Source organism: Gluconobacter sp. P1D12_c, from assembly GCF_018812105.1.
Classification (GTDB): Bacteria; Pseudomonadota; Alphaproteobacteria; order Acetobacterales; family Acetobacteraceae; genus Gluconobacter; species Gluconobacter oxydans_A.
Window position 1 is genome coordinate 251,467 of sequence record NZ_JACSIQ010000002.1, and the last position, 21,955, is coordinate 273,421.

General features: G+C 53.3%; 19 protein-coding genes. 14 read left to right on the top strand and 5 right to left on the bottom strand.

Annotated elements, in window-relative coordinates; all coding sequences use genetic code 11:
- Position 1 precedes the first annotated feature (1 nt).
- Positions 2-883, top strand: coding sequence for a bifunctional 5,10-methylenetetrahydrofolate dehydrogenase/5,10-methenyltetrahydrofolate cyclohydrolase (locus tag KP705_RS03035; protein ID WP_215763988.1), 882 nt, complete (start codon positions 2-4; stop codon positions 881-883).
- A 45-nt stretch (positions 884-928) separates the two neighbouring features.
- On the opposite strand, the gene KP705_RS03040 is transcribed toward KP705_RS03035, so the two are convergent.
- Positions 929-2,287, bottom strand: coding sequence for an FAD-binding oxidoreductase (locus tag KP705_RS03040; protein ID WP_215763989.1), 1,359 nt, complete (start codon positions 2,285-2,287; stop codon positions 929-931).
- Positions 2,284-3,183, bottom strand: a complete 900-nt coding sequence (locus KP705_RS03045; protein WP_252348197.1) for a creatininase family protein — start codon at positions 3,181-3,183, stop codon at positions 2,284-2,286. Before KP705_RS03045 ends, KP705_RS03040 begins: the two co-directional genes overlap by 4 nt.
- Positions 3,184-3,339: 156 nt before the next feature.
- Between KP705_RS03045 and KP705_RS03050 the strand changes: the two genes are divergently transcribed.
- The 8 genes from KP705_RS03050 to KP705_RS03085 all read left to right on the top strand — a co-directional run bounded on the left by KP705_RS03050 (position 3,340) and on the right by KP705_RS03085 (position 10,638).
- Positions 3,340-3,864: a DUF2165 family protein gene (locus KP705_RS03050; RefSeq protein WP_046901867.1), complete on the top strand. Its 525-nt coding sequence runs from the start codon at positions 3,340-3,342 to the stop codon at positions 3,862-3,864.
- 123 nt (positions 3,865-3,987) lie between these two features.
- Positions 3,988-4,989 carry an ABC transporter substrate-binding protein gene (locus tag KP705_RS03055; protein ID WP_232309149.1) on the top strand — a complete coding sequence of 334 codons (1,002 nt, stop codon included), beginning with the start codon at positions 3,988-3,990 and terminating at the stop codon, positions 4,987-4,989.
- Positions 4,986-5,783, top strand: a complete 798-nt coding sequence (locus KP705_RS03060; RefSeq protein ID WP_046901869.1) for an ABC transporter ATP-binding protein — start codon at positions 4,986-4,988, stop codon at positions 5,781-5,783. Before KP705_RS03055 ends, KP705_RS03060 begins: the two co-directional genes overlap by 4 nt.
- Positions 5,780-6,544, top strand: coding sequence for an ABC transporter permease (locus tag KP705_RS03065; protein ID WP_046901870.1), 765 nt, complete (start codon positions 5,780-5,782; stop codon positions 6,542-6,544). The genes KP705_RS03060 and KP705_RS03065 overlap by 4 nt, the downstream gene beginning before the upstream one ends.
- Positions 6,541-7,827 carry a cytosine deaminase gene (locus tag KP705_RS03070; protein WP_046901871.1) on the top strand — a complete coding sequence of 429 codons (1,287 nt, stop codon included), beginning with the start codon at positions 6,541-6,543 and terminating at the stop codon, positions 7,825-7,827. Before KP705_RS03065 ends, KP705_RS03070 begins: the two co-directional genes overlap by 4 nt.
- Entirely contained in the window at positions 7,827-9,449 is a 1,623-nt protein-coding gene (locus KP705_RS03075) for a CocE/NonD family hydrolase (protein ID WP_046901872.1), read from the top strand. Before KP705_RS03070 ends, KP705_RS03075 begins: the two co-directional genes overlap by 1 nt.
- A gap of 5 nt (positions 9,450-9,454) precedes the next feature.
- The gene (locus KP705_RS03080) at positions 9,455-9,880 is read left to right on the top strand and encodes a cupin domain-containing protein (RefSeq protein ID WP_046901873.1); all 426 of its coding nucleotides are present in this window, start codon (positions 9,455-9,457) and stop codon (positions 9,878-9,880) included.
- Positions 9,877-10,638 (top strand): cysteine hydrolase family protein, encoded by a 762-nt coding sequence (locus tag KP705_RS03085; protein WP_046901874.1) that lies wholly within the window; start codon positions 9,877-9,879, stop codon positions 10,636-10,638. Before KP705_RS03080 ends, KP705_RS03085 begins: the two co-directional genes overlap by 4 nt.
- Before the next feature lie 808 nt (positions 10,639-11,446).
- Here the strand turns inward: KP705_RS03085 and KP705_RS03090 are convergent.
- The gene (locus KP705_RS03090) at positions 11,447-13,852 is read right to left on the bottom strand and encodes a TonB-dependent receptor (RefSeq protein ID WP_203548837.1); all 2,406 of its coding nucleotides are present in this window, start codon (positions 13,850-13,852) and stop codon (positions 11,447-11,449) included.
- Positions 13,833-14,084, bottom strand: coding sequence for a hypothetical protein (locus tag KP705_RS03095; protein WP_046901875.1), 252 nt, complete (start codon positions 14,082-14,084; stop codon positions 13,833-13,835). Before KP705_RS03095 ends, KP705_RS03090 begins: the two co-directional genes overlap by 20 nt.
- Positions 14,085-14,363: 279 nt before the next feature.
- Here KP705_RS03095 and KP705_RS03100 point away from each other — a divergent pair, with 279 nt between their 5' ends.
- The gene (locus KP705_RS03100; RefSeq protein ID WP_046902132.1) at positions 14,364-15,275 is read left to right on the top strand and encodes a LysR family transcriptional regulator; all 912 of its coding nucleotides are present in this window, start codon (positions 14,364-14,366) and stop codon (positions 15,273-15,275) included.
- 18 nt (positions 15,276-15,293) lie between these two features.
- Here the strand turns inward: KP705_RS03100 and KP705_RS03105 are convergent, their stop codons facing one another.
- On the bottom strand, positions 15,294-16,412 hold the full coding sequence (locus tag KP705_RS03105) for a class I SAM-dependent RNA methyltransferase (RefSeq protein WP_215763990.1): 1,119 nt from the start codon (positions 16,410-16,412) through the stop codon (positions 15,294-15,296).
- Between the two features lie 238 nt (positions 16,413-16,650).
- Here KP705_RS03105 and KP705_RS03110 point away from each other — a divergent pair, with 238 nt between their 5' ends.
- The 4 genes from KP705_RS03110 (at position 16,651) to KP705_RS03125 (ending at position 21,954) form a co-directional block, all read left to right on the top strand.
- Positions 16,651-17,673, top strand: coding sequence for an aldo/keto reductase (locus KP705_RS03110; protein WP_215763991.1), 1,023 nt, complete (start codon positions 16,651-16,653; stop codon positions 17,671-17,673).
- 326 nt (positions 17,674-17,999) lie between these two features.
- Entirely contained in the window at positions 18,000-19,646 is a 1,647-nt protein-coding gene (locus tag KP705_RS03115) for an FGGY-family carbohydrate kinase (protein WP_215763992.1), read from the top strand.
- A 71-nt stretch (positions 19,647-19,717) separates the two neighbouring features.
- A complete protein-coding gene (locus KP705_RS03120) occupies positions 19,718-21,034 on the top strand; it encodes a sugar ABC transporter substrate-binding protein (protein ID WP_215763993.1) in 1,317 nt (438 codons plus the stop codon).
- A gap of 11 nt (positions 21,035-21,045) precedes the next feature.
- Complete coding sequence (locus KP705_RS03125) at positions 21,046-21,954, top strand: carbohydrate ABC transporter permease (protein ID WP_046901879.1); 909 nt, start codon at positions 21,046-21,048, stop codon at positions 21,952-21,954.
- The last annotated feature ends 1 nt before the right edge of the window (position 21,955 follow it).

The window sequence follows — 21,955 nt, forward strand, 5'->3', positions numbered from 1 at the left end:
AATGACAATCATCCTGCATACCTCTGAGCTTGCCCAAAACTATTTGGCCAGACTCAAAGCACAGATCCGCTCACAGCAGAAAATTCTGGACCGTACGCCCACTCTCGCTGTCGTCACCGGCTCTTCTGACGCGGGGCCATCAGCCTATCTGCGTCGCATTAGCGGACTGGCGGAACAAGCCGACATTAACTTACAAGTTGTTGAAATTGCTGGACAAAATGAAAGAAATTTTTGCCAAACGGTCCGAGAGCTTGGTGCTAACAAGCAGATCGATGGAATTCTGATCCTCTTCCCACTCCCGGAAGAAATTTCCCGCCAAGCCATCATAGACGCCCTTCCCCCGGAGAAAGATGTAGATTGTCTCCATCCGCTCAATCTTGGAAGCATCATGAACGGCGCTCCATACTTCGAGCCCTGCACGGCAACAGGCGCCTTAATGGCGGCAGAACATCTCGTTGGAGATCTGCGCGGAAAAGACTGTGTCATCATTGGCAGTTCGCCCGTTGTCGGGCGTCCTTTGACCATGCTTCTTCTGAATCGCGGCGCAACGGTTTCCGTTGTTCACATCGATACTCAGGACATCAAGTCATATTGCGAGAAAGCAGATGTCCTCTTTTCAGCAGTAGGAAAAGCCAGATTAGTCACGGCGGACTGGATCAAGCCAGGGAGTTGTCTCATCGATATCGGGATCAGCTATTGCCCGGATGAGGGCCGTGTCGTTGGAGATATAGATCTCAAATCTGTCGAAGACATCGCATATGCGGTTACTGCGGTTCCAGATGGTGTTGGTCCACTGACGACCTGTACATTACTGGCCAATACCGTAAAAAGTGCTTTTAATCAGGCGGAATTAAAATTCAGCTATCCCGCTCTTTCGCAATAACAATAGAAAAGGCCGGAAAGAAACTCTTTTCCGGCCCACACTCTTTTAATCCTCTGCCTTCAGCGTTCTGGCACTGAGCATTTTTCCAGGATTCAACAATAACATCGGATCATATCGCTTCTTGATTGCGGCCAGATCTGGTGATGCCACACGGTGCATACCGCCTTCCTCAATTGTCACGACATGCGGGTTAGCAATATTGACCCCCCGCTTCTCATGTTCCGCGATGATATAGTTCAGGCGCTCTTCGTCTGTGAAACGAATAACCGGCAATGCGGCACAACTCACATGGCCGCCCATCGGAAAGAATTCCAGATGCATCATCAGGTCATCAGGGAAAAGTGCACGGATTTCCGCTACTTTCTCTAGTGTCCCGACGTGCGGATAACCGCACTGCAGATACGTGTAACCACGATCTTTCTTCAGAACCTGAAGCGTCGTGTGGTTCCATGTCAGCTCATAAAGCGGAGTTGCACCCGCCGTGTCCTCGGCTTCTCTGGTGTTTGCTTCATAACAGAGGTGACCGTTTGCAGCTTCTGCAAGCGCCTTAACCGTTTCAATACTTGCCGGAGCAATCATGAGAATGACCAGTGACGCCCCATCCGGCACGTGCTCGCGTACGGATGCGAAGAATGGTGGCAGGTCACCGTCAACAACAGACACCAGCTTCTTCTGAATACCCGCCTGAAGAGCAATATCACGTGCAAAAACCGCCGCTTCTTCAAACGTGCCGAATGAGATGGCCATATCCTGCCAATCCACGGCTGGCTCAACACCAATTTCCAGTTCGGTAATCAGGCCTGTCGTACCGTAGGTGTGAAGAATGCCCCTCGCATCAGAGCCACGAAGTTCAAGAGCTTCCGGATTTTCACCCAGAGTAACAAAGCGGAGCCCCAGAATATTCCCGGGTGACGAAAGACCGCCCCATCGAACAGACCCAATACCGCCGGATCCACCCGCAATAAACCCGCCGATCGTTGCCGTCCGTTTCGTGGAGGGATACATGCGAACTTCCCAGCCCAGTTCATGCAGAGCACGATCCAAGTCCAGCATGTTCATGCCCGCCTGTACGCGTGCGACACCGTCCTTGACCCAAAGGAGCTTGTTGAGCTCCGTCATTTCAACGACAGCGCCCCCCTCCATCGGAACGGCCTGTCCATAATTCCCAGTGCCACCCCCACGCGGAGTAAGTGGAGTTTTTGTCTCGCGTGCCACCCGCGCAATGTGAAGAAGGTCCTCTTCATTGCGCGGCATAACGATACAATCGCCAAAACAGCTATCAAGCTGCCGCTTCAGAACCGGACTATACCAGTAAAAATCACGGCTTTTCCGCTTCACAAGAGCCGGCACCGTCTGAACAGGAATATCGCCAAGGAGCGACAGGAAGGTCTCAACCGAGCTCATCGACCCAGATCCTCCGTAATGGGGCGAAGACGATCCAGCGGATATTCAGCAATCTCGGCAAGAAGCTCAAGAAAACCTTCAATCCACTGATTAGCAACAGCTTCGCCCTTCTCGGCCGTAGCAATCCCGGCATTCCCTGCCGCGCCGGACGGGTGAATATCGTGCGTCAACCAACCAAAGCCCACACGACCTTCTGCTTCCAGCCATTTGGCCGTCTCGGCAAGCTTCTGGGGCCATGGCTCGAAATTGTCAGCGCGTTCCATCTCAACAAGGTCCGGCCGGAGGTGAAGCATCAGGGATGTTTCAATATCGCCACCATGGATCCCATACCGGCGCTCCTCTTCAGTGAACATGCCATCTGGCACGCCAAAACGGGACCAGCCAACACAGACAACAAACATTCCATGTGTCCGGCGGAGTGTTCTGGCAACGATATCCAGGATCTGTGGCTGCCCACCGTGAGAATTCAGGAGCACCAGCCTCTTCACACCAGATCGTGCGACACTTTCACCAATTTCGATGAGAACCTGCGTAAGGGTCTGCGCACTGAGGGTCAGTGTTCCAGGATAAGCAACATGCTCTTCGCTTTTGCCAACAGCCTGAATAGGAAGTGCGGTCGCGGGGACGGTCGCGGGGAGCGCCTCCATTGCCTTATCAAGCAGCATTTCATTGATACAGGCATCTACATAGACCGGAAGATGTGGGCCATGCTGTTCCACCGCGGCCACAGGAAGAATGGCCACGGTCTCAGGGGGAAGCTGACGAAACTGGCGGGAAATCATGTCACACCAGCGCTTTTTAGGCCAGAAAACCGTCTCGGAACTGCTTGTCATGGGCTTGTCTTCCGTTGTCTCTTGTGTGGAATGACACGCCCCGGTGAGGACGAGCCAACACATTCCCTGCTCCGATATGATATCATCCCGGAACGAAAAGATAGATGAAACAGGAAGATCGCAGCTTTTAAAGCATCTATTTTCGACAGGAGCGATGCAAAAAAGAGGGCGCAAATTTCACGGGCATTCCGCTAGCGTTTCAAAAAACAGGAGCTAGCCATGTCCGAACTTTCAACACAGTCAGTGCCAACGCGCTCCGTGCGCCTGAATCGTCTCTCTAAAACGGTGATGGTCGCGTCTCTGGGAGTCTTCGGCCTTCTCGTCGCACTTAATAATATTACAGATTATGGTTCGAACTACGCATTTGTTCGTCACGTTCTGTCGATGGATACCACATTTCCCGGCAACAGCCTCAGATGGCGCGCGATCTCAGCCCCGCTGCTGTGGCATATTTTTTACGTCCTGATTATCGGCGCTGAATTCGCAACCGGTGCTCTTTTTTCATTCGCGGCCTGGAAAATGGCGAAGGCGATCAACATAGATAGTCCGGCCTTCAAGGCCGCTCATACCCTTGTTCCCGTCGCGACGGCCGTAGGATTTCTCATCTGGTTTTTCGGCTTCTCTGTCGTCGGAGGTGAGTGGTTCGCAATGTGGCAATCCCATAGCTGGAACGGACAGGAAGCCGCCTTCCGGTTTTTCATGACCATGCTGGGAGTTTGTATTTTCACTCAGCAAAAAGAATGAGTGCATCCTTTTTGCGCGCACAAATGGGTTAAAAAGGTATCGGTCCAGCAGCAGAATAGCTCTTCCCACGGAGACAAAAAAACCGTTACGGTCTAATTATAAATGGACCTTGGGAGGCAGCTCATGACACCTTACAGGCTTGATCGACGCAGTATGCTCCGCGGCATCATGGCTGCGGGCGCAGTGTCTTCCCTACCCTCTGGGCGAGCAAAAGCGGCATCCAGGCCCCTGAGTCTGCTGACCAACTGGTATGCTCAGGCAGAGCACGGAGGCTACTACCAGGCCTCCGAAGACGGACTGTACAGCGCTCAAAATCTGGACGTTTCAATTCAGATGGGTGGCCCTCAGATGAACATGACCCAGCTTCTGATGGCGGGACAATGTGACATCGCTATCATGCAGGGTGAAGAAGCAATCCGCTGTGCAGTGCAAGGCATTCCCGCCGTCGCAATCGCTACGACTTTCCAGAAAGGCGTTGGCGGCTTGATGACCCACCCGGATATTCATGACATCGCCGAACTCAAGGGCCATCCCATTCTGATCAGTTCAGAAGGGCGAGCCAGCTTCTGGGTGTGGCTTAAGAAGCGTTATGGTTTCACGGAAGACCAGGCCCATCCCTACACCTATAATCTCCAGCCCTTCGCTTTCAATCCGCAGATGGCCATGCAGGCCTTTGTTTCCTCGGAGCCCTACGGCGCGAAAAAAGCGGGTATTCCTTTCAATTTCTTCCTCCTCGATGACTTGGGCTACGCTGCCTATGGAAACGTGCTGATGGTGTCCCGCAAGACCCTCGAAGAACGTGGCCCCGAGCTCCAGAAGTTCATCGCGGCCAGCAGCGAAGGCTGGAAACGCTATATTTTTGGAGAGTCCACCAAGGGGGATGCTGCAATCCGTAAAGCCAATCCGGATATGAGCGCGGACCAACTCGCGTGGTCCCGTCAGAAACTCCGCGACATCAAAGCTCTGGGCGCACCGGGAGCACCAATCATGACAATGAATAATGAGCGCTGGCAGCGCATTTACGACATCCAGCTTTCAGCTCAACTCATTGCAGACAGTCCGAAATGGAAAGATGGGTATACCCTCGATGTCGTCCACAACAGCCTGGCGACTGTCCCCGCATGAGCAGTCCCGTTCTTTCCCTGAGCAGCGTTGAGAAAATTTTCCCCAACGGCGTGCGCGGTCTTTCTCCTGTCGATCTGAGTGTGGAGAAAGGAGATTTTGTTACGCTGATTGGGCCATCTGGATGCGGCAAAAGCACGCTCCTCAAGCTCATCGCCAATCTTCATACCCCGTCGGCTGGCACGCTGAACTGGTGGGGCGGCGGCTTCAAGGACGTAGGCCAGAAAGGGCGCCGTATGGCGTTCGTCTTTCAGGACGCAACGCTCATGCCATGGGCCACGATCGTGAGAAATGTGCGCCTTCCGCTTGATTTGGAAAAAGTGGAGCGAACAACGGCTGACAAGCGTGCCCATGCAGCTCTTGAACGCGTTGGCCTAGGTCATGTGGCCGATCAATATCCGGCACAACTTTCCGGCGGCATGAAAATGCGCGTTTCCATTGCCCGTGCACTCGTTACTGAACCAGATCTTCTTTTGATGGATGAGCCATTCGGCGCGCTGGATGAATTTACCAGAAACCGACTGGATGAAGAGATGGCCCGTCTTTGCTATGAGGACGGCCTGACCACCCTCTTCGTCACACATGCCCTTCATGAGGCTGCATTTCTGTCCAGCCGCGTGATGGTCATGGCGGCTCATCCTGGGCGTATTCATGCTCAATACGAAATAGACCGTGGCATTGTTCGCGACGAAATTTTCCGCCTTTCCGATCAGTTTGCCGGCATCAGCAAAGAATTGGCGATCCTCCTCGAAGATGCCAGTCGGGACAGCATGATTGGTCAGGAGGCGCGGCAATGATGACATCCCGCTCTCTCTCGCTCCTTGCTCCCATCACGCTCGGAATCATCATTCTGGCAGCTTGGGAAGCGATCTGTCGCTTCTGGCATATCCCGCCTTACCTGATGCCCTCTCCGTCTGCCATCTGGCATGCTTTGATGCTGGACGGTGTGTCATTACTCCATGCGTTGCTTATCACACTGGAAATCACATTTGCGGCGCTCGTTGTAGCCGTCCTCGGGGGTGTTCTGATAGCGTTCCTGTTGGTGCAAAGCCCGCTGATCGAGCGGTGCCTGATGCCTTATGTGGTGATCATGCAAGTGACCCCGATTGTAGCAATTGCGCCGCTGATCATTATTTTGATCCACAATACTCCCCTCGCCCTCACTGCCTGCGCAGCATTGGTAGCGATCTTCCCTGTGATCTCGAACACTCTGCAAGGCCTGCGCAGCGTAGATCCAGATCTGGCGGCTTACTTTCAGATGCACAAAGCCACCCGCCTTCAAATGCTGCTGCGACTGCGAATTCCCAGTGCTCTTCCCATGTTCATGGCAGGCTTGCGCATCGCAACAGGCCTCTCACTTGTCGGCGCCATTGTAGCTGAGTTTGTTGCCGGAACGGGCGGCAATTCGGCTGGCTTGGCGTACCAAATTCTTCAATCCGGCTTTCAGATGGATATTCCCCGGATGTTCGCGGCATTGTTCCTGATTACAGTCGCAGGCCTTGTTCTGTATGCCGCAGCAGCCAGCCTCCAGCGCTTTGCTCTGAGACATCGCTCATGACTTTTGCAGCTTCTTCCAGCACCGCCCCAGGGGCCCTCCTGAATGCGACTATTCCGGCAGGCCTGCGGCCTTCGTCATTCACTGATGAGTCCATGCGCTACGATATCGCGCTCTCAGATGGGAAGATCTCAGATATTCTACCGGCAGGACATCTTTCTTCCGTCGATGACTCAGTTGATCTGAAAGGTCAGATGGTCTGGCCATGCTTTGCAGATATTCATACCCATCTGGACAAGGCCTTCATCTGGGAGCGTACACCCAATCCTGATGGAACCTTCATGGGGGCCTTGCAAGCCACAACTCAGGATCGAGAGGCTTACTGGACGGACGCAGACGTTGAACGCCGCATGGAGTTCAGTCTGAACTGCGCCTATGCGCACGGCACAAGCGCCATAAGAACGCACCTGGATACCTTCGGCACGCACGGGAACCGCGTTTGGCCGCTTTTGCGCCGCCTTCAAAAGAAATGGTCCGGGAAAGTTGCTCTGCAAGGCGTGTCCCTGACCATGCCTGAGCGCTACATGGGTGAAGACCGGGACGGCATCGTTAGAAATGTCGCCGAGACAGAGGGAGGCGTTCTGGGTGCCGTCCTGATGAAGCACAACACGACGCCCGAAGCCCTCGAAGTTCTCTTTGGACTGGCCACAGAATATGGGCTCGAACTGGATCTTCATGTCGATGAGAATGGAGAAACAGACGGAACGGCTCTGGAATTGATTGCCCAGACAGCTCTGAAGCTTCGGTTTCGTCAAAAGATTTTATGCGGCCATTGCTGTAGCCTTAGCGTCCAAAGCGAGACGCAACAGACGCACATTATTTCCCTGCTCGGCGAAGCCGGGATTGGCATTGTGAGTCTCCCACTTTGCAACATGTACCTTCAGGACCGTACCGCAGGGCGCACACCAAGATGGAGAGGTGTAACCTTACTGCAGGAACTCGATGCCGCGGGTATTCCAGTCATGCTTGCCAGCGACAATGTCCGAGACCCCTTCTACGCTTACGGGGACTTTGACATGCACGAAATTCTTCAGGGCGGTACGAGGATCGGCCAGTTGGATCATACTCACCGTCCTTGGGCGCAATCGGTCACAAGCCGTCCGGGATCCTGGATGGAAAGGACCCATCGCCTCGAAAAAGGTGCACCAGCCGATCTGATTATCTTTCCAGCTCGTTCCACGAATGAATGGATGAGCCGCTCTCAGGCCGGACGGACAGTTCTCCGAAACGGTCGCATTCTCGAAGAAACTCCCCCTTCATACGAAACTCTGGGAGGTGAAATCTGATGTTAGCGCTGAAATCTCGCCGGACGGAGACAATGCAAACGCGGGATGGCGTTTCACTGGTTGCTGATATCTGGGAACCAGAAGGAAACGGCCCCTTCCCCGTTCTTCTGATGCGACAGGCTTACGGCCGCAAAATTGGTACGTCGCTCTGCTACGCACCACCAGAATGGTATGCCAGTCACGGCTATATCGTCATCATGCAGGACGTGCGGGGACGCGGAGATTCTGGCGGTGAGTTTGTCCTGTTCGAGCATGAAGCGACTGATGGCGCAGATACGATCGCCTGGGCTGCATGCTTACCGCGCAGCAATGGTCGCGTGGGGATGTTTGGCTTCTCCTTTCAGGGAAGCAACCAACTTCTGGCAGCCGGAGAAAAACCAGAAGCGCTCAAAGCGGTTGCGCCTGCCATGATCGGCTGGCAGCTGGATCAGGACTGGGCGTATGAAAATGGGGCGTTCCCGATGCGTGCCAATCTTGGTTGGGCGACGCAACTGGCAGCAGAAACCGCCAGGCTTCAGGGAGACTACGAAGCCCAGCAGGCGCTCTTTGCGGCTAGTCGGGGCATGTCGTTCAATGGGCGGCAGCCAACAGTGCCTGCGCACGAAGCGCTTCTGGCGAAATATAGCCATTATACCCGTTGGAGAGAGACACCTCCGGGAGATGCCTACTGGGACAAAATCTCTCCCGCATCGCGGTTGAACGAAATCTCGGAGTTGGCACCCGCAGTTCTACTGATTGGGGGATGGTACGACAGCCACCTTCCCGGCACGCTGGAAGCATATCGTGCTCTGTCTCCCCACATGCCAACACGCTTGATTGTTGGCCCCTGGTCTCACTTTCCTTGGGACCGACATATCGGGGATGTGGACGTCGGTGAGGCTGCCATTACAGACATTGATCAGCAGCAAATCGCATTCTTCGATCAATATCTAAAGTCAGCCGCCATACCCGAGACGGAGCCAGTACGCCTTTTCGATATGGGCGCCTGTTGCTGGCGGGATTTCCCGACACTCTCGATGGGGACAGTTCCAAGCTATCCAGTCGGGACGGGCCGCTCCGCGATTGACACACGCGACGGTATTCTGAGCGCGTTGCCAGTTCCTACGCCCCCCCCGGAGAGTCTTACCCTCGATCCGTGGCGCCCTTCCGGTCCGTGTGGTGGAAGCTTCGGGTTTCCGGGAGGCCCAGTAGATCGTACCCGCACCGATGCGCGATCGGACGTCCTGACATTCACGACACTCCCGCTCGAATTCGATCATCTGCTCGCAGGAACGATCACAGGGTGCTTTGAAATCGAGAGTGAATACGCCGGTTTTGACCTTCATGCCTGCGTCTCGCGTATCGATCAGAACGGCAAAGTACACCCTCTCGCAGAAGGATATGCGCTGGCCGCCCCTGGTCAGACGTCTCTACCGATACGGGGAACATGCGTCACATTGAAAGCCGGAGAAAGATTAAGACTGTCCCTGTCTCTCTCCTGCTTTCCCGTGTTTCCAATCAATCCCGGCACAGGGGCCAGCCCTATTACCGCCACTCTGGACCAACAACAGGTGACGACAGTTCACTTCAAATGCGGCTCCGGAACCTACCTTCTTCTTCCTTGGATCAAACAGGAAAGATAATTCTCATGCCTTTCGCAAAATGCAGCCCAGATAGCGTCGAAGCCTTCCGGATTGCCCCGGATTCGACCAATTACTTTGCCATTTTGTTTGACAAGACGGCTGGCGATTACGCGTCCATTGCCGTTGTCGAAATCTTCGAGCCCGGTGGCGCAACACCACCCAACACACACACGGATGCCGACGAAATGTTTTTCGTGCTGTCCGGTACAGGCCGCGCCTGGTGTGATGGTCAGAGCTGCGAACTTAAGGCTGGCGACGCACTTTTAGTCAAGCCGGGATCAGAGCATGTTCTGGAAAATACAGGCACCAACAAGCTCTACACTTTGACAGTAATGACCCCGGACGAAGACTTCGGAAAACTGATCCGTAGCGGAGTTCCAGTCAAGCTCGATGCCGAAGATCTGGCCGTGCTGTGCGGAGGGAGTCAATGAGACGTCTGGGCAGTACACACGTTAACAGTTGGGGGGCAACGGCGTCCTCCATAAGTTTGTTACGGCCAGAGCGCCCTTCCCGGCCAGTTAGTGTTCCATCCCAGCCTCAGGCACTGACGTTCGATCTTGCTCGTACTGCGATTATTGTGATCGATATGCAGAACGACTTCTGCCATCCAGACGGCTGGCTCGCGTCCATTGGTGTCGACATCACGGCTGCCCGCCGCCCCATCGATCCGCTAAAGACGCTCCTTCCTGCGCTTCGAAAGCATGATGTCCCTGTTATCTGGCTAAATTGGGGAAACCGTCCAGACAGGCTTAACCTCCCCCCTTCTGTCCTGCATGTTTATGACCCTGCGGGTGAAGATAAAGGCATCGGCGCGGCTATAGGCTCTACAGACCGCAAAGTTCTGGAAGATGGCAGCTGGAATGCTGCGATTGTTGACGAACTCGAAGTCGATCCGGAAGATATTCACATCTCCAAGTATCGAATGAGCGGCTTTTGGGACACGCCACTCGAAGGAATACTAAAAAACCTTCGCGTGGACACCCTGCTTTTCTCAGGCGTCAATAGCGATCAGTGCGTTCTCAGTACACTGACAGACGCAGGATGCCTCGGTTACGACTGCATCCTCCTCGATGACTGCTCCGCGACGACTTCTCCAGATTTTTGCCAAGACGCAACCGTTTACAATGTTCGCCAGTGCTACGGATTTGTAGCATCCGGCTCAGATCTGGCGAAAAATCTTATTCGCTAGAATAGTGGACACAGCGGCTTTCAAAAGCACCCATAGTGCTATTGGAAGCCGCACAGACAAAGGCCTTCCGGCGGTACAGTTCTGATTTTTTCTCCGCAAGGAGAAAAAATATGAGCGCTCTAATTTAATAACTGGCGAAAAATAGATTATTTCTAGCTTCGTTTTTTTGATACGCGACGAAACTTTAAAGTAAATAATTTCCAAAATTAAAAAATTGTCTTGCAAATTATATCGCTACAGCCCGACGTGGTCATAATATTAATTTGAACAAAACAAAAAAATTGGAAATTATTTATATTTTTACCTTATCACGGCAGATATAACCTGCTCCAACAAAATTCCAACCCATTAGAACCATCGTAACCAGAGAGAAGCGAACAAAAATCTTATACCCTCTGGGCCCCAAAAGACACTGTAAGGTGTGAGATCCGAGGAGCAGTAGCCTTGCTTAGTTGTCTTTCAGCGGCACACAATTGATGCACGGCGACAATAGTCATGACGCTGACTAAGGCCTCAAACATAATTCACAGATAGCAAAGATTAAGCCCTCAACTCGGAACCGAAAATCTCGTGAATAATTTTTCCGATACGACGAGTAGATACGATCATAACGAATGCTATTCAGAGCAGCCACCGAATAACAAAAGACCGTCACGTGAGGCACATATCAGACCATCCACGTTGCTCCACACAACCATCACGCTGCGGTTTTTAACGGGAAGATACGGCAACCACGAACCCGCGAAACTCAACAACAAAAAAAACCCCCGGAACGTAATGTTCCGAGGGCCCATTAACAGTTCGAAAATCAGAAGCCTGTAGAAATCGTCCCTGTCATGCTGAATCGCGGCTCAACATAGAACTGGGCACTGGATCCATTGCCTGAAAGATTACCATTCATCAGACGAACAGCCGATGCATTTGTACCCACACCTACGACACCCGTCCGGACAATTGAACCTGTCAGGTTCGTAAAATTCAGACGGATTGTCGGAGACTTTGCATACCACACTGGCTTGAAGTGATAGCCGAGTGACAGTGTGTTCGTTACATACCCAGGAATACGCTGATCACCTGCGATGGTGACGGACTGCGGCCCAGTGTAGTGAACGGTTGCATTCGCAAAGAACCCTTGATGCACGTATGTTAAACCGAAATTCGCCATCACGTGCGGAGATAGAGGTGCCTGCGTACCCTTTGTCCTAAAGGCTGTCAGATTACCACTCGCATCAGATGCCGCAATATTCGTGTCCATCCGTGCATTCAGATATTCAAACGAAACATACGGACTGAAACCATAGATCGGCTGTGTAGAGAACATAGCATCGAAGCCGCGAGCGGTCTGATTACCAGCATTAACGACACCAGATTGGTTGTTGCCAAGATATGTTGTCAGCAAGCGATTGGTAATATTGTAGTTAAAGAGATCAAGGTCTACGATAACGTACTTGTCGTTATACCGATATCCAAGCTCTTCTTTGATGGAATACTGGTTTTTAGGTAGCGTCCCAGTGTAGGTCGTATTGGCCAATGCTGATGCAGATGGTTGACGGAAGTCACCCTCAGCATTGATGTAAACCTGATGGTGCTCATTGAAATGATAGCTGACGGACAGGTGCGGCAGAGGTGCCGTCAGGTTCTGGCCCATCTGCTTGTGCCCAGGATATGTTGTGTACCAGACATTGGACATCACATATTTGAAGCCCGCATTGACCAACAGGTGGTCATGGAAATACTTCGCTGTGTCCTGCAGAAATAGCGAGTGAATTTCGTAACCAGTCGTGTTGCCTGGGTAGGAACGGGTAGTCCCGGAATACACCTGATATGTTGAATCGTTCGGGCTCGGATTGGAGCCGTCGGCTTTCGTCACGCTGGTTGGGAAATGCTGGGTATAGTCCTGATTTTCATACCAGTAACCAAGCTCAAAATGGTTATGCTTGTCAATGTCATAGCCCAGCTTGGCTGTCGCCCCAACATCAAGTGCAGCGTTTTCCAGGAAGTAACTTGTGATCGGCGTACCTTGAGCAATGGGTGCGCCTGACTTGTAGTTCGTAGCACCGCTGGCAGCCGTTCCGGCAGATCCATCCCAGCCTTTACCCATGTTGTAATAGGGACGAAGATCAAACTGCAGCTTGTCTGTAAGAACGATATGGATTGGAGCACTCAGAAAAATCTGGTTCCAGTGATCGATATTGTTCTTCCAATAATCATTCCCAACTGCGTCAAAACCTGCCTTACGCCCGTAGCCTTCGCCCGTCGCCTTGTATTTGTAGAACTGAGCTGCGGTAGGATACCGGTCGATGGTAAAGTCTTCATTATTCCAGGACATGAAGAGCTTCGCAAAAGACCCATTTTCCCAGTCCTTACGAATACCGAAATCAAGATGGCGGCGCTCGTTGATACCAGCACCCATCCATGAACGGGCATGAGTATTCGAGAATGACAGGAAGGTGCGAACGCCGGTCTTTGCGATGTCACCACTCTCAACGCGCAAGAACTCGCGGGAAAGATTATTCGTACCGTATGAAAAATCCATCAACCCGCCGAACTCATGCGACGGATCATGGGACACTTCGTTCATGACGCCCGCGGCGGCAGATGTGGCCGGCAGATCAACTGCGGATGAACCCGGTGTAAGGCTGACGCTATCCAGATTTTCTGAATCAATGTCTTCGGCCATGTAAGCCGCACTGGCTGCTGGCGCACCATCGACCATAAGAGCCATATCAGCATCGGTCAGGCTTCGGCTCTGAATACGTCCGCCCTGCATACCGGATGTGTCCGGGGTGGAAACGTTTACACTTGGCAGGTTCTTGATGAGATCAAGCGCTGTACTTGTCGGGCTTTTGGCCTCAATGAATGCCTTCGTGATCGTCTGGATTGCGTAAGGAGCAGTCTCGACACGCATCATGCCGCCGCCGCGGCTTCTGGCCAGGCGTGACGTCGATACAGTAACGTGTTCATCACCTGTCGAATTGATCGAGGCAGGCCGACGCATTTTCGGATGTGCAGGAACAGCTACAACATCGCTTTTTTGACCCGCAGCAGCTTGGGCGCGGGCTGCATGACGTGCGTGAGCCTTATGATGGACTGGAGTATCGCTCGAAGCTGCCTGCGCGGATGCAGCAAGAAACGACGAACCAAAGCCAGCCAGACACGTTACAAGAAGAAGCGCCTTCCTGGACGAGTACTTTTCAAATCGGTACGGACACATAACCTTTTGGCTTCTCCTGCTGCAAAACGATTTTCGTTCCTGACAGGACCTGATCTCTGTCAGAAGAGACCCTTTCCCATAACGAAAACGTAACATAATCGAGCGCTACCTCAGAAGGCGAATAATTGCCTCGCACTGACATCAAAAATAGGACACAAGGCAGATCCCGAACACCTGATGTGTCTTTTTCACACGCCTTCACATGTTTTGCAATATTCCAGCGATAGATCATGCCCAGCTCTTTGATATCAGAAATATATGTTTTATTTCAATGCTATATAAGAGTTTTCAGCTGGGAAATATACATCTTTCCGATGGCTACATCTCTAATGCTCGAACTATTAATTCCCGCCCAAGGACAGTGGAAACTCCAGTGTGCTTTTAAGGCAACACACCTTGCCCTAATTACGAAAACCGGGCTTACCAAAGGATCTTGCAGGCAGTTTCTTCTCTTTTCTTGAAAGATCTTCGGAACGTTCTTAGTCTGCATCTTTTCGGTGCGAAAACTACGATGCTTCACAGTCGCCTTCTCATCTATCTGGATACGGTCGCCCGCTGCGGATCCATTCGAAAGGCAGGCGAGCATCTGAATGTGGCCTCGACGGCTATCAACCGACAGATCCTGACACTGGAAGATAACCTGGGTACCCCAATCTTTCAGCGTCTTCCACGCAAGCTGGTCCTGACAGCCGCAGGAGAGATCCTGCTAGCGCACGTCCGTGACACACTCAAAAACATGAACCTCACGCGGCAGGTCCTTGAGGATCTGAAAGGCCTCAAGCGCGGTGAATTCTCCATCGCCACAATGGTGGGTCCGATTTCGACCTTTTTGCCACTCGCTCTGGCTGATTTTCATAATACACATCAGAATGTTCGTATTCATGTCAGCACCTACGGCACACATGATCTGGTCGAGACAGTCAAGAATGGGCAAGCCGATATCGGTATTGGGTTCGATATCCCTGTGGACAACAGCCTCGTTGTTCAAACTGCGCGTACCGTTCCTCTGGGCGTAGTGATGAGTGTGCATCATCCCCTCGCCCATCAGGAATCCATTACTCTTGAAGAATGTAACGCATGGCCGCTGACGGTAGCAGACGATAGCATGGCCATCCGACCCCACCTCGAAGATCTCTATGCCGCCCGCGACCTGAGCCTGACGCCAGCCATCGAGACCAACTCCATTGAACTTATGCGTCAGATGGCTCTATCCCCTGGGAATATTACCTTCCTGACACCATTAGACATCATTCAGGAAAGGGCAGAAGGCAAGCTCAAGTTCCTGTCGCTCAACGAGCAAGGTACTCAACCCCAGACCCTCTCGATCGTGGCGAGATCTAAGATTTCCAATCCATTTACTGCGCTCTTCATTGAGAGAGTAGAGTATTTTCTCCAGGATTATACGAGTACCTATCCGGTTTAATTCAACTGATAAACGCTATCAGGAGAGAGCTTCAGTCTGGAAGAGAAACACCTTCAACCCGCCATGGGGAATGGGCGCGCCTGTCGGCAGGAATGGAAGACCTGTTGCATGGGCCAATGAGACTTCCGTCGTCAGAATACCCACACGCCATCCCTTGAACTGCTCCAATAGCCTGTTTCCCAGGGCACGGTAGAGTGCAGATAACTTCGTCTTGTCGCCGATGCGTGTGCCGTAGGGCGGGTTCAGAATAACCAGTCCGGGAGAACTCCCTTCTGGCGGCATGATTTCGCTGATCGTGGCCTGACGAAACTCTGTGCATGCCGTGACACCCGCTCGCAACGCGTTGGCTTCGCTCATAGTAATGGCGCCCGCGTCTCGATCACTTCCGTAAAAGCGGAACTCAGGCGTACGCTCACTTTTAACAGAGCGCATTGTATGCCAAGCGTCTTCATCGTAGGTGGCCAACTGCTCAAAGGCGAAATGCCGTGATCGTCCCGGATTGAGGCGGGAAGCGATCTCTGCTGCTTCAATTACGAAAGTCCCGGAACCACACATAGGGTCCAGCACAGTTTCCTGACCATTATACCCGCACTTTCTTAGAAACAGCGAAGCCATGGTTTCTCTCATAGGAGCACGATTAACGGCTTCCTTGTGCCCTCGCCTGTGCAAGAGATCGCCAGACGTATCGACACTGATGGTGCAGAAATTTTGGTCAATCCGAACGCGCAGGACGACATCTGCATTATCTTCCGCAGATGCGCCTAACAGTTCCGTGACAATCTTGGAGATCCGTTCAGCCGCCGCGCCGCTATGATAGATCCGCGAGGACGAACACGACACCTCCACTTTGAACGGTACGTCAGGGCGAAGAAACTCTGCCCACTTCACTTCTCGGGCGCGTTTTTCAAGCTGGGACAGGTATTCTGCCTTGAACTGCGCCACGCGCGCCAGAACCCGACTTGCCCCCCGGATCCAGAGGTTGGCACGCCAGACTTCAGGCCACCCACCCCGCAGTGTCACACCACCAGGTACGACTTTTGGCTGGCGAAAGCCCTTCATCCGGACTTCGGAGCAAAGGGTCTCTTCCAGTCCCGGAGGAGCAGCAAGAAAGATCTCAAAGTGCCTGTTATTCGTCATGCGCTCTGAATGGCAGGAAGAGAAGGAAACAGCAATCGTCGGTTCTGAGTTTCCGCTGAGCTAAAATTGGGCCGGGGGATCACAACCGCCGACAATAAAATTTTTGTGCTCACGCAAACAAGCGCCTCCTTGTGACGTAAGCTGGAGATACGCGGAAGCCCCCTGATGATCCTTTAACCAGCGGCCTTTCCTCTCACAAACTCTGTGCAACGCGATCATCCCATCAGGAGGACCGATCATGAATCCTTCAGAACGTCGTAAGTTCGGGCGGAAAGACTTTAGCGTTACAGCCTTCGCTTTCGGAACGGCCCCACTTGGAAATTTTCTACAGGAAGTCGGCGAGCAGGAGGCAGATGACATGATCCAGCAGGCCTGGAACGCTGGTATTCGCCTGTATGACACGTCCCCCATGTATGGTCATGGATTGGCAGAGCTTCGGCTGGGACATTCCCTCCGCTGGAAAAACAGAGATGACTTCGTCATCACAACAAAAGTCGGGCGAACGCTACATTCCGCCCGCAGAGCTGAGATTGACTTTGCCCCGTGGGTCAATGCGGCCCCTAACAAAATGACCTTTGACTACAGCTACGATGGAACGATGCGAGCTTTTGAGGACTCTCTTCAAAGGCTCGCTCTTGAGCACATCGACGTCGCTTTCATTCATGATATCGACCGATTTACCCATGGCCCCAACCAACCTGAAGTTTTTCGCCAGGCGATGGACGGAAGTTGGCGCGCGCTGGAAAAGCTTCGATCAGAAGGCGTCGTCAAAGCCATTGGCGTCGGCGTGAACGAATGGGAAGTCTGCCATACCGCGCTTCAGCAACGAGATTTTGACTGCTTTCTTCTGGCAGGCCGATACACGTTGCTGGAACAGGAGGCCCTGAACGAATTCTTACCCCTCTGCGAACAGCGAGGCGCTACGCTTATTGTGGGGGGCGGATTCAATTCAGGCATTTTGGCGACAGGGGCAGTTCCTGGCGCGAAGTATAATTACTCCCCTGCTCCCGCGAGTATCCTCGAACGCGTCAAGAAAATTGAAGCTGTCTGCGGAGACTATAATGTGCCCCTCCCGGCAGCCGCATTACAGTTTGTAGTGGCGCACCCTACGATTTCTTCATTTTGCGCGGGGACGCGAAATGTGAGCCAACTCCAACAAAATCTGAAATGGTTTGCGCATCCTATCCCTGAAGACTTCTGGGCGAAACTCAAGGCAACCGGCCTGCTTGCAGAACGCGCTCCCGTGCCAGCCATGGCTTGACTTTGCCATCCGTAAGCTCGGGATTTTTCTGAGGGCTATTCCTGCTTTGAGACATAATCCCGAGCCTAAAACATCATCTTTTTGCGAGGCGAACCCTTATTCGTCGAAAATGATGCCCCACACTCTGGACACCACAAATGATATATGTAACATTAATAACGTTATATGTTGTTGTGTGAACGTTATTCCTGCAGCAAGAAGCACATGTCAGTTCCGTCGAATGTAACATTCCAGAATGTTCGGTCTCTGATCTGATGGTGCGTCTTTCAGGATGACCCAGCCCAACGGCCTGTTCTCTGCGCGTGTGTCAACTTTAGGTGTGCTGTATGGATCTGGTTCTTGGAATTGATGTTGGGACTGGCAGTGCACGCGCTGGCATTTTCACCCTGACGGGGCAGAAAATGGCCTCTGCTGTTCAGCCAACCAAAACGTGGTCACCAGCACCAGATTTTGCTCAGCAGTCCTCAGAAAACATCTGGACAGCCATCTGCACAGCCACACGCACTGCACTCGCCACCCTGACTGAGCCTTTCCGCATCATTGGGATTGGCTTTGATGCAACCTGTTCTCTTGTCGTGCTCGATACAGAGGGCAAACCGCTATCGGTGGATCCGCAAGGCGCGGCAGAGCAGAACATTATTCTCTGGGCCGATCACCGGGCATTGAGAGAAACTGCCGAAATTAACAACGGAGGATATGAAGTCCTGCGTTATGTTGGCGGAAAAATTTCACCAGAAATGGAAACGCCCAAGCTTCTTTGGTTGAAGCGTAATCTGCCCGAGATTTTTGCCCGGGCTGGCCATTTCTTTGACCTCCCCGATTTCCTGACTTGGAGGGCAACCGGTTCCCTATCGCGTTCAGCCTGCTCCACAGCCTGCAAATGGACCTATCTGGCCCATGAAGACAGATGGGACGATACTTATTTCAAAACTATCGGTCTGGAAGAACTAACGGATGACAACTACGCCCGTATTGGCAATGACATTCGTCCGCTCGGCGGGATCGTTGGAAATGGCTTGAGCCTCGAGGCCGCCACGGAGCTAGGTCTGGAGGCTGGCATACCCGTGGGTGTTTCAGCCATCGACGCTCATGCTGGCGGCCTTGGCATTCTGGGGATTGAAGCTCACGGCGAACTCTCTGACAATGTTCTTGAGCGCTCAATATCTTTAATCTGTGGCACATCCAGCTGCCATATGGCGGTGTCACAGGAGGCCCGTTTCGTGCCAGGCGTGTGGGGCCCCTATTGGAGCGCCATGGTCCCTGATATGTGGCTGAATGAAGCCGGTCAGTCAGCAACCGGTGCGCTGATTGATTTCGTCATTTCTCATCATGCCGCTGGGCGTGAGCTCAAGCAGCAGGCTGAGCAATCCGGCAGTAATATCTACGCCCTCCTCAATGCCCGAATTGAAGAGCTGGAAGCTGGTAAACTGCCAGGAGGCAGCACAGCCAATCTTCACCTGCTGCCAGATTTTCATGGAAATCGTTCTCCCCACGCAGACCCGGATCTGAAGGGCGTTATCAGTGGCCTCGCCCTGTCAGCGACGCAGGATGATCTCGCCAGGCTTTATCTGGCTACCCTTCAAGGCTTGGCGTACGGCACAAAGGACATCATCGATGCCCTCAATGCCCAAGGCTACCGGATCGACACCATTCTCGCCACGGGAGGAAGCACCAAGAACCCCATCTTCCTGCGTGAACATGCAAACGCCACTGGCTGTCGTATCCTCCTACCCAAGGAGCCTGATTCCGTCCTTCTCGGGGCAGCAATTCTGGGAGCTGTCGCCAGCGGGCAATATGCCACTTTGCGCGCAGCCATGGCTCAGATGAGCCACGCCGGCAGCGAAATTCTGCCAGATGCAAAGACCCATACCTATCACACAGCCAAGCGCTCGATCTGCCACGATATGCTCGCCAGCCAGCTCGCATGGCGTCAGCAAATGCAGGACGCTTTGGAAAAAACGTCCGCTCACTGATCTGCCTCCCGAAAACCCAAGCTGTCGTCCGTAATCCCGTTCACAGCTCTTTTTTCAAAGGTCTGAGTTCCATGTCCCGTCTGAAAACAGCCTGCACCCTTGCAGTTCTCTTGAGCGGTTCAGTTCTTTCTACTGCGCAAGCCGCAGGCACCCTGACAATTGCAACCGTGAACAACGGGGACATGATCGTCATGCGTCAGCTGTCGCAGGAGTTTGAAAAAGCGCATCCCGATATTCATCTTAACTGGGTGACTCTCGAAGAGAACGTTCTGCGCCAGCGCGTCACAACCGACATTGCCATGAAAACCGGTCAGTTCGACGTTGTGACGATCGGGAATTACGAAGTTCCCATCTGGGCAAAACAGGGATGGCTTACAGAAATCAAGCCGGACGCCGCATACGACATCAGCGATGTGCTGCCATCGGTTCGGGAGGCCCTGACATCAGATGGCAAGCTCTACGCTCTCCCCTTCTATGCCGAGAGCGTCATGACCTACTACCGCAAGGATCTGTTTCAGAAAGCCGGTCTGACGATGCCAGACTCCCCCACCTACGATCAGATCCGGCAATTCGCCGACAAGATCACAGACAAGTCAGGACAGGTCTATGGCATCTGTCTTCGTGGCAAGCCTGGCTGGGGTGAGAACATGGCCTATGTCTCGTCGCTGGCGAACACATACGGTGCCCAGTGGTTCGACATGTCCTGGAAGCCAATGCTGACGTCAGACGCATGGAAAAAAGCTCTGACATGGTATGTCTCTGCGTTAAAGGAAGACGGCCCACCGGGCGTCACATCCAACGGCTTCAATGAAAATCTGGCACTCTTCGCGAGCGGACATTGCGGCATCTGGATTGACTCCACCGTTGCCGGCGGCCTCCTGTTTGATCCGAAGCAGTCTCAGGTAGCCGACAAGGTCGGCTTCGCGTCGGCTCCCAAAGGCCCCTATGGCAAGGGACCAACATGGCTGTGGAGCTGGAGCCTTGCCGTTCCCGTCAGTTCTCATCAGGGCGCGGACGCCCAGACCTTCATCACATGGGCAACATCCAAGGAATACGTGAAGCTGGTTGCGGACCGAAAGGGATGGGTTGCCGTTCCCGCTGGAACCCGTGCCTCAACATATGCTGCCCCCGAGTACCAGAAAGCTGCCCCATTTGCGTCGTTCGTTCTGAACGCGATCAAGACTGCCGACCCGAGTGGACAAACAGCAGAGCCACGCCCCTATACCGGAGCGCAGTTTGTCGGAATTCCTGAATTCCAGGCGGTTGGCACTCAGGTCGGACAGACGGTCGCCGCGACCCTTTCCGGCCAGATGACCGTGGATCAGGCACTGACTGCAGCACAATCTTCTGTCACCCGTTCGCTGCGCCAGTCCGGCCGCGCCAAGTAAGGCAGAGTGCCATGCAGGCAGTTCTAGAACACAGCCCCCCAAAAGGGGCATCAGAACGCAAGGGCAAGCGCACGGGGCTTCTGCTCCTTTCGCCTGCCGTTCTGATCCTTCTCGTCTGGTCTCTCGTCCCATTGGCAATGACGCTGTGGTACTCGCTGATCAACTACAATCTGATTGACCCGACGCTTCACGGCTTCGCTGGCTTCAGCAACTACTGGTACCTTCTGACTGATCCGGATTTTCTGTATTCCCTGTTGCATACAGTCATTCTGGTCGTTGGCGTCCTGATTATCAGCGTAGGTGGTGGTACGCTTCTGGCCATCCTTTATGATCAGGAGTTCTTCGGGCGCGGCATTGCACGTGTTCTGGTCATTTCTCCGTTCTTCGTCATGCCGACAGTGTCTGCCCTGCTTTGGAAGAACCTGATGCTGCACCCGATCTATGGCGTTTATTCCGCCATGATGCGGGCTGTCGGTTTGACGCCAATTGATTGGCTTGCCCGGTTTCCACTCCTGACAGTCATGATGATCGTCAGCTGGGAATGGTTGCCATTTGCCGTCCTCATTCTCCTCACAGCCGTCCAGTCACTGGATAGCGAGCAGAAAGAGGCCGCACGGATGGATGGTGCCGGTCCGATCGCTCAGTTCCGTCATATCATTCTCCCTCACCTGAGCCGCGCTATCAGCGTCGTCGTGATGATCGAGACGATTTATCTACTGACAATCTTTGCGGAGATCTCCGTCACGACGGCAGGCGGCCCTGGAGTGGCATCCACCAACCTGGCGTATCTCATCTACTCCCGCGCATTGCTTCAGTTTGATGTCGGCGGCGCCTCAGCAGGCGGCGTCCTGGCCATCATTATTGCGAATGTCGCTGCGATGTTCCTCGTGCGCTCCGTCGCACGCAACCTGGAGGTGTGAG

Bases quoted from the DNA above. Each gene is read 5' to 3' on its own strand.
- KP705_RS03090 (WP_203548837.1), bottom strand. From the start codon at position 13,852: ATGTGTCCGTACCGATTTGAAAAGTACTCGTCCAGGAAGGCGCTTCTT.
- KP705_RS03115 (WP_215763992.1), top strand. From the start codon at position 18,000: ATGGATCTGGTTCTTGGAATTGATGTTGGGACTGGCAGTGCACGCGCT.
- KP705_RS03045 (WP_252348197.1), bottom strand. From the start codon at position 3,183: ATGTGTTGGCTCGTCCTCACCGGGGCGTGTCATTCCACACAAGAGACA.
- KP705_RS03060 (WP_046901869.1), top strand. From the start codon at position 4,986: ATGAGCAGTCCCGTTCTTTCCCTGAGCAGCGTTGAGAAAATTTTCCCC.
- KP705_RS03065 (WP_046901870.1), top strand. From the start codon at position 5,780: ATGATGACATCCCGCTCTCTCTCGCTCCTTGCTCCCATCACGCTCGGA.
- KP705_RS03070 (WP_046901871.1), top strand. From the start codon at position 6,541: ATGACTTTTGCAGCTTCTTCCAGCACCGCCCCAGGGGCCCTCCTGAAT.
- KP705_RS03050 (WP_046901867.1), top strand. From the start codon at position 3,340: ATGTCCGAACTTTCAACACAGTCAGTGCCAACGCGCTCCGTGCGCCTG.
- KP705_RS03095 (WP_046901875.1), bottom strand. From the start codon at position 14,084: ATGATCTATCGCTGGAATATTGCAAAACATGTGAAGGCGTGTGAAAAA.
- KP705_RS03110 (WP_215763991.1), top strand. From the start codon at position 16,651: ATGAATCCTTCAGAACGTCGTAAGTTCGGGCGGAAAGACTTTAGCGTT.
- KP705_RS03100 (WP_046902132.1), top strand. From the start codon at position 14,364: ATGCTTCACAGTCGCCTTCTCATCTATCTGGATACGGTCGCCCGCTGC.
- KP705_RS03080 (WP_046901873.1), top strand. From the start codon at position 9,455: ATGCCTTTCGCAAAATGCAGCCCAGATAGCGTCGAAGCCTTCCGGATT.
- KP705_RS03075 (WP_046901872.1), top strand. From the start codon at position 7,827: ATGTTAGCGCTGAAATCTCGCCGGACGGAGACAATGCAAACGCGGGAT.
- KP705_RS03035 (WP_215763988.1), top strand. From the start codon at position 2: ATGACAATCATCCTGCATACCTCTGAGCTTGCCCAAAACTATTTGGCC.
- KP705_RS03125 (WP_046901879.1), top strand. From the start codon at position 21,046: ATGCAGGCAGTTCTAGAACACAGCCCCCCAAAAGGGGCATCAGAACGC.
- KP705_RS03105 (WP_215763990.1), bottom strand. From the start codon at position 16,412: ATGACGAATAACAGGCACTTTGAGATCTTTCTTGCTGCTCCTCCGGGA.
- KP705_RS03085 (WP_046901874.1), top strand. From the start codon at position 9,877: ATGAGACGTCTGGGCAGTACACACGTTAACAGTTGGGGGGCAACGGCG.
- KP705_RS03120 (WP_215763993.1), top strand. From the start codon at position 19,718: ATGTCCCGTCTGAAAACAGCCTGCACCCTTGCAGTTCTCTTGAGCGGT.
- KP705_RS03055 (WP_232309149.1), top strand. From the start codon at position 3,988: ATGACACCTTACAGGCTTGATCGACGCAGTATGCTCCGCGGCATCATG.
- KP705_RS03040 (WP_215763989.1), bottom strand. From the start codon at position 2,287: ATGAGCTCGGTTGAGACCTTCCTGTCGCTCCTTGGCGATATTCCTGTT.